The 13,484-nt window shown below is 51.6% G+C and carries 9 protein-coding genes and 7 pseudogenes; 7 read left to right on the top strand and 9 right to left on the bottom strand.

Features of this window, described 5'->3' with window-relative positions; genetic code table 11:
• Positions 1 to 124 precede the first annotated feature (124 nt).
• Both J07HQW2_RS02005 and J07HQW2_RS02010 read right to left on the bottom strand, forming a co-directional pair.
• Positions 125 to 769, bottom strand: a pseudogene (locus tag J07HQW2_RS02005) (CobW family GTP-binding protein); the annotation flags it as partial.
• Complete coding sequence (locus J07HQW2_RS02010) at positions 769 to 1,983, bottom strand: GTP-binding protein (RefSeq protein WP_021053563.1); 1,215 nt, start codon at positions 1,981 to 1,983, stop codon at positions 769 to 771. The pseudogene J07HQW2_RS02005 and the gene J07HQW2_RS02010, both read right to left, overlap by 1 nt.
• Before the next feature lie 99 nt (positions 1,984 to 2,082).
• On the opposite strand from J07HQW2_RS02010, the pseudogene J07HQW2_RS17145 reads away from it, so the two are divergent.
• Positions 2,083 to 2,504: pseudogene (locus J07HQW2_RS17145) on the top strand (CopG family ribbon-helix-helix protein).
• A gap of 27 nt (positions 2,505 to 2,531) precedes the next feature.
• On the opposite strand, the gene J07HQW2_RS17150 reads toward J07HQW2_RS17145, so the two are convergent.
• The 5 genes and pseudogenes from J07HQW2_RS17150 to J07HQW2_RS02025 form a co-directional block, all read right to left on the bottom strand.
• The gene (locus J07HQW2_RS17150; RefSeq protein WP_021053565.1) at positions 2,532 to 2,681 is read right to left on the bottom strand and encodes a hypothetical protein; all 150 of its coding nucleotides are present in this window, start codon (positions 2,679 to 2,681) and stop codon (positions 2,532 to 2,534) included.
• A gap of 337 nt (positions 2,682 to 3,018) precedes the next feature.
• Positions 3,019 to 3,273, bottom strand: a pseudogene (locus J07HQW2_RS17155) (CopG family ribbon-helix-helix protein); the annotation flags it as partial.
• A 24-nt stretch (positions 3,274 to 3,297) separates the two neighbouring features.
• Positions 3,298 to 3,536: pseudogene (locus J07HQW2_RS17160) on the bottom strand (type II toxin-antitoxin system PemK/MazF family toxin); the annotation flags it as partial.
• Positions 3,533 to 3,903, bottom strand: a pseudogene (locus tag J07HQW2_RS02020) (MarR family transcriptional regulator). The pseudogenes J07HQW2_RS02020 and J07HQW2_RS17160, both read right to left, overlap by 4 nt.
• 332 nt (positions 3,904 to 4,235) lie before the next feature.
• A pseudogene (locus J07HQW2_RS02025) lies at positions 4,236 to 4,448 on the bottom strand (transposase); the annotation flags it as partial.
• Between the two features lie 110 nt (positions 4,449 to 4,558).
• Between J07HQW2_RS02025 and J07HQW2_RS02030 the strand changes: the two are divergent.
• The 5 genes and pseudogenes from J07HQW2_RS02030 to J07HQW2_RS02050 all read left to right on the top strand — a co-directional run bounded on the left by J07HQW2_RS02030 (position 4,559) and on the right by J07HQW2_RS02050 (position 10,933).
• A complete protein-coding gene (locus J07HQW2_RS02030; RefSeq protein WP_011571462.1) occupies positions 4,559 to 4,795 on the top strand; it encodes a hypothetical protein in 237 nt (78 codons plus the stop codon).
• Positions 4,792 to 5,145: a type II toxin-antitoxin system PemK/MazF family toxin gene (locus tag J07HQW2_RS02035; RefSeq protein ID WP_021053570.1), complete on the top strand. Its 354-nt coding sequence runs from the start codon at positions 4,792 to 4,794 to the stop codon at positions 5,143 to 5,145. Before J07HQW2_RS02030 ends, J07HQW2_RS02035 begins: the two co-directional genes overlap by 4 nt.
• Positions 5,146 to 5,686: 541 nt before the next feature.
• Positions 5,687 to 7,081 (top strand): protein adenylyltransferase SelO, encoded by a 1,395-nt coding sequence (locus J07HQW2_RS02040; RefSeq protein WP_021053572.1) that lies wholly within the window; start codon positions 5,687 to 5,689, stop codon positions 7,079 to 7,081.
• 909 nt (positions 7,082 to 7,990) lie between these two features.
• Positions 7,991 to 9,263 (top strand): annotated as a pseudogene (locus J07HQW2_RS02045) (orc1/cdc6 family replication initiation protein).
• A gap of 524 nt (positions 9,264 to 9,787) precedes the next feature.
• On the top strand, positions 9,788 to 10,933 hold the full coding sequence (locus J07HQW2_RS02050) for a glycosyltransferase family 2 protein (protein ID WP_021053578.1): 1,146 nt from the start codon (positions 9,788 to 9,790) through the stop codon (positions 10,931 to 10,933).
• Between the two features lie 606 nt (positions 10,934 to 11,539).
• On the opposite strand, the gene J07HQW2_RS02055 is transcribed toward J07HQW2_RS02050, so the two are convergent.
• Together J07HQW2_RS02055 and J07HQW2_RS17165 are read right to left on the bottom strand one after the other, a co-directional pair.
• A complete protein-coding gene (locus J07HQW2_RS02055; protein WP_048075089.1) occupies positions 11,540 to 12,166 on the bottom strand; it encodes a vWA domain-containing protein in 627 nt (208 codons plus the stop codon).
• Between the two features lie 278 nt (positions 12,167 to 12,444).
• Entirely contained in the window at positions 12,445 to 12,600 is a 156-nt protein-coding gene (locus J07HQW2_RS17165) for a hypothetical protein (protein ID WP_303703895.1), read from the bottom strand.
• Between the two features lie 395 nt (positions 12,601 to 12,995).
• On the opposite strand from J07HQW2_RS17165, the gene J07HQW2_RS02060 reads away from it, so the two are divergent.
• Entirely contained in the window at positions 12,996 to 13,325 is a 330-nt protein-coding gene (locus J07HQW2_RS02060; RefSeq protein WP_021053581.1) for a LysE family translocator, read from the top strand.
• Positions 13,326 to 13,484 lie beyond the last annotated feature (159 nt).

Here is a 13,484-nt window from a genome sequence, read left to right on the forward strand (position 1 = left end):
GATACGGATGCCGTTCGGGTCACCAGAAGGAATGTCAGTTCAATCGATTGGAGCAGATTCAGCTCTTTGGGTACCTGAAACGAGAACGTGAGCGTCACGCCGTTCGGCGGAATCTCAAGACCTCCCTCTTGGTGTCGACGGTGCTTTCGGTCGTTCGGACGACGTCGACCCCGGGATGGAGTGTTCGGACGACGCGTTCGACCGCTTCGCGCTCTGTCTCGGAAACGAGATCGCACTTATTGAGGATGAGTACGTCGCAGAACTCGACTTGCTCGGCGAGGAGGTCCGACAGCGGTCGGGCGTCGTCGTCTGTCGACTTGAGTGGGCGGCCATCGACGAACGCCTGATGGAACTGTGCGGCGTCGACCACCGTGACGGTCGTATCGAGATCGTACAGTGCCGACGCACGTGCGGGCGAGACGAACCGCTGGGCGATGGGGACGGGATCACTGATACCCGAGGCTTCGATGACCAGATAGTCGAATTCCGCTTCGAAAGCGAGGCGTTTCAACTCCCGATCGAGTTCGTTCTGCAGCCCACAGCAGATACAGCCGTTCGACAGCTCCGTGACACCGCCGTCTTCCATCGAGAGTTCGGAGCCGTTCTCGATGAGGTTGGCATCGACGTTTACTTCGCCGACATCGTTGACGAGGACGGCGATATCGTACTCCTTGCCGCCAACCGTGAGGAGGTGATTGAGCAGGGTCGTCTTTCCGGCGCCGAGTCCCCCACTGAGGATCGTGACCGGTGGTTGCTCGTCGATGGTCATCAGTCGCCGGCCAGTGCGAGTTCACGCTGCTCGTCGGCAGTGAACGGGTCCGGGTGCTCGTCCCAGTCCTCGACCATCTCTGCGTCCGAGAGGACACACTCTTCCAGTCGCTCTACCAGTCGATCCTGATCGAATCCGCGGCCGATGAACACGAGCTGGATCCCGCGGTCGCCCCACTGGTCGTCCCAATCCTCTTTCATCTCAGGGCGGGTAGCGAAGTAGCGCTCCTGTTGGGCCTTCGGGAGCGTGGCGATCCACGTCCCTTTCGGACCGGCCCGAACCGACTGCCCTGCTTTGTCGAGCCCCATCGCGATGTCTTCGCGACCGGCGGACCAGAAAAAATCCTTTGCGCGAACAATACCATCGGGAAGGTCGGCAAAGAGACGAGCAATCCGCTCGGGATGGAACGGTCGGTCAGCGTCGAAACTAAAGGACGTGACGCCGTGTTCATCGGCGGCTGACTCGTGGTGATGTCCGTGCTGGAGTTCACGCTTCCACCCGGCGGACTGACTCGCGCGATCGAAATCGAACCGGCCCGTGCTCAGGATCTCCTCGGGATCGACGGCGCCGTGTTCGGTCCGAATAATGTTCGCTCGCGGTTGGAGCGCTCGTAGTACCGCCTCCATCTCGTCGATCTCATCGTCGGGGACGAGATCGCACTTGTTCAACAGGAGGACATCGCAGAACTTGATCTGATCTATCAGCGCCTCCTCGGGGACCCGGTTACCCTGTGGATCAATGGAGTCGTCAGTGAGAGCTTGGCCGGAATCAAACCCTTTCCAGAAGCTGTGCGCGTCAACGACGCTGACCATCGTGTCGAGCTCGTAGACTCCCGTGGGATCGAACTCTGCGTCTTCGAACCCACGAACAAACGTCTGTGCAACTGGAATCGGTTCACTGATTCCGGACGACTCCACGAGAAGATACTCAAAGTCCCGCTCGTCGGCTAATCGACCCACCTCATCAAGCATATCTCCACGGAGACGGCAGCAGATACAGCCGTTCGATATTTCGATGATTTCGTCGTCGTTCTGGGTGAGATCCGACTCGCGTTCAACGAGGTCAGCGTCGACATTTACCTCACCCATATCGTTGACTAAGACAGCAGCGTTCAGTTTCTGCTCGCTACTGAGAATGTGGTTGAGCGTCGTCTTGCCGGCACCGAGGCTTCCACTGAGGATCGTTACTGGGATCGGATCGCTGTTAAATAGCATACGTTATTTATGAATTTATTCTATTAAAATACTAATTATTACGGTATAACTGCTATATTCATAACAGATACTAATAACTCAAGAATAAAATTTTAGCATATGAGCGTTGTTAGCATTTCGATGCCCGAGGCGTTACTCGAACGCATCGACGAGTTCGCCGACGAAACGGGTACAGTGGTCGAAGCGAGGTCGTCCGCGAAGGCACACGGACGCTGCTTGAAGAGTTTCAGGGGCGAACCATCGACGGACAGAAGCATATGTGTACAGTCACGGTGGTCTTCGAGTACTGTCAACCCGCCGTCCAGCAGCGTCTCACGGGAGTACGCCACGAATACGATGCTATCGTCTCCGCGACTAGTCATACACACGTTCAAGACCAGTACTGTATGGAGTTGTACGTCCTAGAGGGGACCACGGAGGCCCTATCCGGCTTCGTCAACACCGTCTCGGATATCCGGGCAGTAGATTACTCGATTACGCCAATTAGTGACGGTCAATGCCAGCTATCTCATTCGGAATAGTAGCTACAGAATCACATCTTCAAACGGTTATTGTTGCTCGTCGCCGGTTAGTACGGCCTCGGAGCACTGTGGGCAGAGACCGACGAATCCTGGAAGGCGTTGCACCTCCCGGTACGGATCTCCACACTCCTCACAAAACATAGCCGTCCCGTCTGAAAGCCGGTTCTGTTCACTCATATCATAGTTACTCCTAGCCATTCGGCAGACAACTCAGCGAGGTTTACGTCACGGGACGGTAGTCTCCGCCACCGTGTTGCAACACTTGTTACAGCGAGAGCGACTGGCTTCGTACACCAGAACAGACCAATACTGGCAGGCCATACAATGTGATTTGATCGGATCAACGACTCACCGTGTGTGAGGCAATGTAATAAATACATCTATCAGATTAATATTAAATATTATTTAAAATATAAATTTTAATAGGCTGGCGCAGGAGGGAATATTGGTTCTCTTGGAGGATACAAGGCATTATTTTCGAACCTGATAGGTGAATTAAGATGCGAGCAGTTCGCTACGTTTGAGCGAGGAGCATCAGTTTGACTCGACTCACCGCATCGAAATCGCGCAAGCGATAGGTGAGGTCCCGGACACGCGGTGTCAGTCCACTGCAGAAGAGCGTCTCAAGACACCACTCTCCCTCGTGAATGTGATTTGTGGTCGTGATAACGTCCTGAAACTGATGTTGTACGTCGTGAATATCTTCGATAACCGCTTCGTGCTCGTAATCGAAACCGATGATAACGACGACGTCGCCTTCGATATCCTCGTGGTCAATGGATTGGACGCCCTACGGGACGATCCGACTCTCGTCCGGTGTCCCGCCACGAAGCCAGCTCCCCTCGGGAATGTCGATGAGTCCATCCATGATTTCGACGTCAGCGTGAGCGCGATATACTGCTCACCGTGGAACGGACGACCTTCGTGGTTCGAAAGAATGAGCCAAGGTCGAGCATCCTCGTCACCTTTGAACGGGTCATCGCCGTAGACGACATCGCCACGGTCAAAAATCGGTGTCTCTTCGTCCGTCACTGTTCATCCTCGACGCTCGGGTGGGGTTCCTGCGGTGCGTGCTCGCGCCACGCCTCCTTATCCTCTGTACCGAGTTTGTCGTTAAACAATGCGGTCGCCCGCTCGTACCCGCTGTATCCTTCGAGGCGCTCGGTGTCGTCAGTCACGGCCCAGTACGTCGCCTTGTGTTCGACCAGATCGCGGTCCTTCAACCGTGAGAGCGCAGTACTCACCGCCCCTCGTTAACGCCGATCTGAGAGGCAATTTCGCGCGTCTTGAACGCACGATCGTCGTTAGCGGCGAGAAATCCGAGGACCTGATCAGGGACCGAAAGATCCGTGAGCTCGTCCTCGGTTGTGTTCTCGAAGGTGTCTCGGTCGATGGACATCGTTGAAAGGAGGTACGCCATCTGCTGTAAAGAGTGTTAGGTATGAAATCTACGAAATTGCTGAAGGTGAATCACTGTCCATCGCGAAGAAGTTCGAGAACTGTATGCATTGAGACGACCAGTCTCAACTACTGTTTCTATGTGAAAGTTGAGACTACAGAGGGTTTAGCGGTCTGTGATGCGTGAATTTGACCGATTCGGTCAGCGGGTACTGCCCCAGATGGCCCTCCAAACGGCTATTCTTGTCACACACTCAACTATATGGACAAATTTTTGAGACTTCCAGCAGCGTAGCCACTCAGACGGCACGCTAACCCGAACAGAGCACCTCACTACCCGATTCTTGTCTCCTTCTTCAGCAGCGTCAACGTGTTATCCGCTGTAATCAGCGGCGAATGTTCATACTCACCGGTCAACTCAACCTGTACCAGCAGATCGACTGCTCGCCAGATTGAGTACAGGAGACACGCGAACACGAAGTAGAAGAACCGTAGCCCGAAATTTTTCGACGTGGTCGCGACCATGATCCGCTTAATTGATCGATAGCTCGGCAGGACGACCCCGTTGGTGTCATCAGGCAGTGATCTGGGTGCCTGTGAAAAATGGGTAATAGTGGGTAAGACTGATATAGACGTGGGCAATAGTAGGTTACGAGATGAAAGTTGACGCTGATAAACTCCAGACGAACGAGACCGACGACCGGGGGCGGGTGTACCTCGGGACTGAGTACGCAAACAAGCGCGTCACAGTGGCTGTCGTCGAGGTTGAGTCCGAGACTCCCGACGAGGCGGAACTAGCCGCTGCGTATCGTGAGGCATCGGAAAGCGCCAGTGATCTTGCCGACGAGTGGGATGGGGTTTCGGACGAGGCGTGGTCGGGACTTGATGAATGAGCGACGACACCGAGATTCGGCGCGGTGATATCGTTATCGTTCGACTTGATCCTGCCGAGGGGCACGAAATGCGGAAAACACGGTCTGCGGTAGTGGTCCAGAACGACGTCGGGAACAAGAACTCTAAGACTACAATCGTTGCACCTGCGACGGGAACGTACCGAAGCTATCCCTTTGAGGTACTCGTGGAAGCGTCGGGCTCACCGTTCGAGAAAGACTCCTCTGTGCGGCTTGATCAAATTCGAGTCGTGTCTGTTGAGAAGCGAATCCATTCGGTGGCTGGCAGTCTCGCCGACTCGACAGTGGGCGAGATCGACGACGCGCTCAAATTGAGTCTCGGACTCGACTGATTGAGGGATCCTTTGCGAAGAAATCACTGTCAGATCTGTATGCATTGAGAAGGCCAGTCTCAACTACTGCTTACAGGCGGAAGTTGAGACTACACCGGGTTTAGCGGGTCTGTGATGCATGGTTTCGACCGAATCGACAAACAGAATCTGCTTCAGATCGCTTTCTGAACGGTCATTCGTGTTCCCCAGACAACCAATACAGGAGATTTCCGAGACTCCGGATAGTGTCGTCACTCAGGTGCTGGGCTATACGTCCTTGAGGGGACCACAGAGGCCCTATCCAGCTTCGTCAACACTGTTCGAGCAGTGCCGGATGTCCAAGCAGTAGATTACTCGATTACCTCACTCGGCGAGGATTCCATTGAACAGCGCATCAAGTCGTGATTCGGTGTTGAAATTCTCAGGAATTGAAAGAACCCGTTTGCTGAATACGAAGTATGTATGTAGCACACGCCGATTTGAACCTCACTAATCGATCGATTCTTAATATCTCCAAGGATAAGATTATTAACCCAAATAACATAATACTATCTGAGGCTAAATGGTCTTTTCATTCAACACCACTTACAAACAGTTAGATCCGGATCTTTATTCGAGAGTAGCCCCCAAAAATATTGATAATCCCGAAATTTTGAGTATTAATGACGGGCTCTGTGCTGATCTCGGATTGGATGCAGCGAAGCTCAATGCTCATATTCTAGCAGGTCAGGACCTCATAGAAGAACCAATCGCCCAAGCATATGCAGGTCACCAGTATGGGAGTTTCACCGTCCTAGGCGATGGGAGAGCGATGATACTCGGCGAACATGTGCACGCTGGGGATAGGTATGACATTCAACTGAAAGGGTCTGGTCGAACGCCGTACTCCGGAAGAGGAGATGGCAACGCAACTGTCAGTTCGATGCTCAGAGAGTATCTGTACTCATATGCGATGCAGAATCTAAACATCAAAACATCAAGAAGTCTGGCAGTCATCGAAACCGAGGAAGCAGTCGAACGACGACAGACAGAACCTGGAGCCATCCTTGTTCGAGTAATGAACAGTCATATTCGATACGGGACTTTCCAGTATGTCGCAGCTCAGGTATCCGATGAACTACCGCGATTCACCGACTATGTTATTGACCGGCATTATCCGCAATTAAAGACAGAGGATCGTACATATCTAGAGTTCTTCGATGCAGTCATGCAGTCATCGATTGAGATGGTTGTTGACTGGTTACGTGTCGGGTTCATTCATGGCGTCATGAATACGGATAATATGAGTATCGATGGAGAAACATTTGATTACGGACCCTGTGCATTCATGAATTACTATGATGAGGAGACGGTCTTCAGCTCAATCGATAAGCACGGGCGATATGCATTCGGAAACCAGCGACCCATTTTGCGGTGGAATCTCGAACGTCTCGCAGAGGCACTTCAACCACTGTGTACACAGTCAGCGCTCACGTCTAATGAACTCGAAGCCAAACTAGACGAATTTGAGGATCGATTTGATGCGCAATACTACACGATGATGCGGAGGAAACTGGGGATCAACTCAGATGGTGAAAAAGAACTTGTCGACGAATTTGTGGAGTGGCTTCGCACATCGAACGCAGATTATACGAATACGTTCCTCGAATTAGAGATGCCTGGTACGTTTGATGACCCAGTGTTTGTAACTGCAGAATTCGAACGGCTCAGGAATAAACTGACTGCTGTCGGTCTCGATGAGGAGTTGATGCAGGAAGCCAATCCGCGATATATCCCCCGGAACTACCTGGTTGAAGAAGCACTGAACGAGTATATCGAAACTGGGAATCTATCCAAACTCAAAGGATTATTGACCGTGCTGGAAGATCCATACACATCGATGGATCTGGATTCACAATTCCAGCAACCACCGCCACGAGAGTTCGATGCAGAGTATGCAACGTACTGTAATACTTAAGCGGCTTTATGAGAGTGAGCATAATTATGAATTTGAATTGTCGTAAGCGGCTCCATCTCCTCGATACCATCGCACACTGTCAGTGAACCGCCTCAAGATCAAGCCCCGACCCCGAGGCACTCGCCCTGCTCCGCCTGTAGAACAGTTCAGGCGTCACGGACCAAACACCCCTCTATCGATATGTTCCACTCACTCGTCGCAGGCTCGATGAGAACTCTGACTGTATCGGGATTCTGATTATCTCGAATACGCACGAGATACGGCTAATACACCGGATTCTATACAGAATTAGAGCGTACAGACTTGTCGTTTTGACACCGACAGAATAAGACCTGTCAAAACACACCGAACACATCGATAGAGGGGTGTGTTTGTGTTAACGAATAAGGGAAAAGAAGAGAACTGAGAGAACGAAACGATCGGCAGACAGTCGATGAGAGCATGTTTTCTCTAATCTCTGGAGTTGCTAATCGAGTACCCCTGATGTGGTTATCCAGGTCCTTGGCGAACCCCCACTTCGTGAAGACATCGAACACATGGATAAAGAGGTGTGTGTCTTTGCCCTGTGTTATTGAACATATCGTCAGCGGCTACTGCGTCTCAATTCCTCTCACGATACTCCTCGATAATTCTGGAGCTAATCGTGTTCACACGGCTAATCACACTTCGATAGAGGTGGGAACTTTTCTATCACAGGATAGTATCGAACAGGATATTTGCATTGATGACTCCGAGGATCATTCAGATGAGCCCGGATCGCCGAAGGACAAGACGACTGCTCAAGCAGAGCTGTCGAGCGCGTCGCAATCGGAACCATCGCGACAGCCGACATCATCTCAGGTCACGAACGGTAACTCGCAACCCGAGGATGCGACTGTCTCTGAGCAGTCATCCCAATCGATCGAGGACATGCTTCTTGAGTTCGATGATCAGAGGGGACTGATTCGAGAGCGCGCACTCATGGATCCCGACTATGTCGTCGAAGAGGATCGCATCGTTGGTCGCGACGAGCAACTCCAAGAGGTCACCAAGATGCTCCGTGTGGCGCTTGGAGACAACCGACCGCCCAACTTGTTTCTCTATGGGCGCCACCCGGAACAGGAAAGTCACTGATAACAAAGGCTTTTAATTACAACATTAGCCGTCTGTAACAGCCGAGACATCCAGTTCGGCGCGATTGAAGTGAACTGCCAGGACTTAGACACGCTCGGTATTGCCGTCTACGAACTCGTTCAGCAAGCCGCTAACGAAGCAGGTGTCGCTGTCGAAGTTCCAAAACACGGCGCTGCGACGAAACAGAAATGCGATGAGCTCTATCGGATCGTCAACGAACGCTTCGATTCGGTTGTGTTCGTCCTTGATGAACTGGATATGCTCGTCGGACGGCGAGACAAGCAGGAGCCTCCGTTCTCGCGGCTGTTGTATCAACTCTCCCGAGCCGGCACGAACGACGATCTCAAAGCGTACATCTCGGTCGTCGCGATCTCAAACGACACGAGGATGATGGACTCCGTGGGGAGTCGGGCTGTTAGCTCATTTACACCAGAAGACGTCCATTTCGACGATTACGACGCGAACCAACTCCAATCGATTCTTCGACGCCGTCAAGATGCGTTCCATGACGACGTTGTCGACGATGACGTGATCCCACTCGCAGCGGCGTTTGCGGCCCGGACCCACGGTGACGCGCGGAAAGCGATCGATCCCATGCGTGTTGCCGGTGAATTAGCTGAACGAGAAGGCGACGCTCGTGTCCGCGAAGAGCACGTCCGTACCGGACAAAAAAATCGAGAAGAATCGGGTGTTGGAGGTCGTCCAGGGTATCAGTACACAGAAGAAGCTCTATCTGTACGCGATTGCAGCCGTCGCTTCCAAAACTGAGGGTGGGTCAGCTCGAAGTACGACTGGCTACCGAGTGTACCAGTATCTGACTGATGCTATCGGCGCCGATCAGTACCATCAAGAAACGTATGTGAATAAAATGAAGGAGCTCACGACCTATTCACTGGTCGATTTCGAACGCCGGAGTCACGGCCCCAGCTCTGAGATGTTTCTTAAATTCCAGTTTGGAGAACGCCCAGAGACGATTCTTGAAACACTTCGAGAAGACTCGCGTATTGAGGCAATTTCCGAAGATGAAGTCAGTTCTGTCGTCAAAGCGCAGATTCGTAATCAGACGTAGCATATTGTAGCTAGCTGTCTCCCTCATGCTGTTTTATAATGGTAGTCTCTGAACATTTCGCCGCCTCCTACCCGATGAGTAGTTTCCAGTAGTTTCTGGACACCCCTCTATCGATGTGTTTGATATGTCTGTTATCAAGCCACGTTCCCTGTCTTCTTCAATTGACATTTTTTCTATTACCTCTCGTATATATCGCTCTATCGATGTGTATTGGCTATCTATCATTGAGATCTTCTTCTGCATCCGTATGTAGACGTTTTTCTGAGGTGATTTTTGATATTCGTTGCTGTTCTCTGTATACTTGCGATAGATTCATTATTTATGTAACAAATAATATTGAGTTGTTACACAAGATGTTCTACTCTAGACGTGACCCTGATACACATCCCTCCGATAGAATCCATATTAGCGGTGATAGCCACAATTCCAACGTTCAGATGAGCATAACCCTAATACTGAGTAGGAGTCTGACTGCACAACCCTCCTGGTGTATATTATGCCCCATCATCACGTAACTAACAGCTATGACCGTGGTTGAGATCACGGTCACGGTCACGGTCACTGCTGTCTTCTGGGGAGCAGTAGTCCTGTACGGTGGCTCGTCGCTCTGGTGGATAGTTGAGATAACTATTCTTGCATACGGCTGGGAGGCAGACAGTCTGACAGAAGTTGGACTAACGGACATCCAAGTTCGTATCCTGACGGTCGATTCAGCGTCAACGGTACAGGTGTCAGTAAACTCTCTTCCCGAACAGATCAGGGATATCACAGTGATCGCTGAGACAGAGATAGATATTGACGGGGCTGATGTCCACGTTCCCCCTGAGGACTTCGAGTGCCAGGCGCAGCGGAAAGGACGAGCAATTGAGTGGGCACGGCGACACGTCTCCTGCAATAAAGAGTATGTCCTATATCTTGACGAAGACACTATCAGTACCAACTTCGAGGGACTGCCAGCAGCAGATGTGATTCAGATCACGGAACGTCCGCTTCGCACTGACTCGTGGCTCGCTTATCTATGTGAGGTATTCCGGATTGGGTATCAGCGTGAACAACGCGGATTTCACCGACTAACATACCCGCTCTACGCGTGGGGAGGAGCCGTTGCCGTTCGCCGTGAACTCGAGAACAAAGTCACATGGGACGTCCCGACAATCACTGAGGACACAACATTCATCTGGCGAGCAGCAAGCTATCTCAACCAGCAGGGCGAGCAGTTGGACTACCAGTTAGTAAACGGACAATTCAGAAACCAAGCCCCACTATCACTCTGGGGGCTGATTAATCAGCGGCGGAGATGGATGTCCGGGACGGTTCGTGATATCCACCGACTCCCACGCCGGTATCTCCCGATTGTGTTCACACGTATCATTACGTGGGCGCTCTCCCCGGTGATTCCACTGTTATCAGCATTGGTGTTTCTCTACCCCGGGATAGTCCTACAGAATGGTCTTTATTCGATTGTCTCAGTCGGACTATTCGGGATCGTATTTGTATATACGATCGCTGGAATGTCGCAGTGTCGAACACGTCCGGAGGCCTGGCTACTGCATCTCGTGATGACTCCGCTTACTGTCGTACTCCACGCAGTTGGAGCGCTTTGGGGATTCTTGCGTCCGGTAAGTGATTTCACAGTGACTCGAAAGACGGCTGAGTGTACGTCGATGTAGAGACGCTATCTGAGGAGAATCCTAGATTTAGTAAATCAGACGTGGATCCGAATGATGACACCGAGGTGTCTACGGAACCATATTTACCGGAGAAATAAATGAGCACTCAATCCTCACCGATTTTCATCATAATGCTAATTTCATCAGATATGGGTCGACATTAATTGCGCTGTGCACACCACACATCGTGGTGACAGAGTTCTGGAAGCGTCTCTTCTCGAAAGAGAACGATTATCGAGGAATGAATAGAACGGCATAGCGTCTGTATCTAGTATTGAAGATGACCTGTGGAAAGCAGTTGAATACAGAAACGACTATCTCAATCTCACTCGGATATAAGCACGACTGTAGCTACACTCGCTCTGCTTCTCGACACGTGCGATTGTCTCTGTAGTGGTCGCTGAACGATTCTTCTACCGTTTCACCACAGGCAGGACACTTTTCCCGCCAGCTTCTGCCGCAGCATCGTCAGCCCAGTATCCAGTTCACAAGACTCAGTCCTAATCACACTGTCAGTCATATACACAGTCGTCTCCTCAACATCTTGGATATGTCTGGACCTGTCAACAGTCGCTTTCATATTACTCCCGTGGCGTCTGTGACCCCTCAGTCCTCTGGGCGTTTCTGGTGTTGGCGGTCTTCTTGACTGAACCCGCCGGTCGTCCCCTGCTCACGGGCTCGGGAGATGCTCGCCGAGACCGACTTCTGGGCTGCCTCGGCTCCGTCACCGTCGTGAGCCATGTCCAGGGATTTGTCGCGGTCCATCCCCATCTGCTCGGCGGTGAGCGCAGCATCCTGATTAGCGCCGATGAATAGGAATTCCCAGTTGTGCTCCTCGCGGTACTCCTCCACTCGCTCACGGACGACCTCTTGGGGCGTTTCAGAAGCGTTCTCTTTGCCATCGGTCAACACCACCACAATGACGTTGTCGACCTCCTCAGTGGCGATGTAATCGTCGGTTTCGTCGATCGCTCGTGTGATGGCGTCGTGCAAGGCGGTCTTGCCGCCCGGACGGTAGTTATCGGTGTCCAGCGTCTCGGCGTCGGCAATGTCGGATCCTCGGTACACCAACTCGACGGTGCTGTCGAAGTCATACAACGTCACCGCCGCCTCACCCTCCTCTTCGCGTTGCTCCATCAGAAACGTACTAAATCCACCACGGGTGTCATCAGCGATTTTTGACATCGACCCCGACGAGTCCAACACGAATGTGACGTGTGTCTGAGACTTCATGCGCAATAGTCATAATCCCGCAATCAAAACCCATTCGGTCAATATTATTCATTGTCAGACACACTCGAGCATCAACCCCCATTGCGGGGTGCTATCCTATTCAGCAGATTCGTGTTAATATCTCATCGAATTAGTGAGAAGCACATGTCACTGCATATCAAAACCTGGAATCCAAGAGCACAGACCCAAGATCCATGATATCAGGCACGCGCTGGTGGCTATGTTCCTGCTCAGAGCACGAACTCTGTCAGCGTCTCAGGGTTGACAACGCGCATGGGCTATTCATCATTGAGGAGCGCCGTAATGTCATTCACGGTCGGTTCACTGTGCCGTTCGATGACATCCTGCGACGCTAAGGCGATATGCGGTGTTGTAGCGACTTTTTCCATCTGTAACAATGGGTTGTCTTCAGTAATCAGCTCTTCGGGGTACACATTGGGTGCTGCGGCTTGTATTTCGTCAGTCCTGAGCTCTGGTCCTCGAAGGATTGTGTATGGTGATTCAGCTGACTGACTCAGACTGCCCTCCGAATAACGACCTCATTCGAGAGACAAACCCTGCATTCAACAATAGCTAATGACAGACAGTCTCAGAGCAAATACGATACATGATGTCTGTCTCTGCTATATCAGACGTCCCCACGAGTTCAGAAACCAGACACAGTTCGGGTAATAACTCTGTTCGAACTCATCGCGAGTGAACTGAGTAATGTCGTCTGGAATTGCCGCGTCGTCGCTGCTCAGATAACTCTCTTGAGGCGATTGATGAATGTCAACAAAACGATGAAGGGCTCATAAAACTATGTCCACTCAGATTCTTGACTTCACACATGATTGAGTTATCGACGCTTCTTACCTTCGTTCCCGCCGCGTTGGTCATCATCTCTCCCGGTCCAGACACCCTGTATGTGCTGACCCAGAGCATCAAGAGCGGACAGGTAGCCGGTCTGAGTGCTGGTCTTGGAACCGCGAGTGGTGTGCTCGTTCATACGACTGGTGCTGTATTCACTCTTGTGGCACTCCTCGAAACGAGTGTACTCTTGTATACAATCATCAAGCTTGAATTGCCGCTCATCCGGCGAGCAGTCCAGTACGCTAACGGTAGCGTGCTACTCGGATTCGGCACAACGCTTAGCTTCGAAAAACGTCCACCGTCTTGATGAGCGATGACCTGACTGTCTCATCACAGTTGTAACTTTATTTGTATTTTTATTCTGCTCTTCCGCAACCTCTCCCAGTTGGTGGTCCCAACAGAGACGACTCAGAGTTGTTGCGTCTGAGATAATAACTGATATTATTTGCCAATCAATAGGAATCAT

It is taken from the genome of Haloquadratum walsbyi J07HQW2, from assembly GCF_000415985.1.
Taxonomy (GTDB): Archaea; Halobacteriota; Halobacteria; order Halobacteriales; family Haloferacaceae; genus Haloquadratum; species Haloquadratum walsbyi_B.

Coding starts and splice junctions, on each gene's coding strand:
- J07HQW2_RS02010 (WP_021053563.1), bottom strand. CDS start 1,983: ATGCTATTTAACAGCGATCCGATCCCAGTAACGATCCTCAGTGGAAGC.
- J07HQW2_RS17150 (WP_021053565.1), bottom strand. CDS start 2,681: ATGAGTGAACAGAACCGGCTTTCAGACGGGACGGCTATGTTTTGTGAG.
- J07HQW2_RS02030 (WP_011571462.1), top strand. CDS start 4,559: ATGAAAGTTGACGCTGATAAACTCCAGACGAACGAGACCGACGACCGG.
- J07HQW2_RS02035 (WP_021053570.1), top strand. CDS start 4,792: ATGAGCGACGACACCGAGATTCGGCGCGGTGATATCGTTATCGTTCGA.
- J07HQW2_RS02040 (WP_021053572.1), top strand. CDS start 5,687: ATGGTCTTTTCATTCAACACCACTTACAAACAGTTAGATCCGGATCTT.
- J07HQW2_RS02050 (WP_021053578.1), top strand. CDS start 9,788: ATGACCGTGGTTGAGATCACGGTCACGGTCACGGTCACTGCTGTCTTC.
- J07HQW2_RS02055 (WP_048075089.1), bottom strand. CDS start 12,166: ATGAAGTCTCAGACACACGTCACATTCGTGTTGGACTCGTCGGGGTCG.
- J07HQW2_RS02060 (WP_021053581.1), top strand. CDS start 12,996: ATGATTGAGTTATCGACGCTTCTTACCTTCGTTCCCGCCGCGTTGGTC.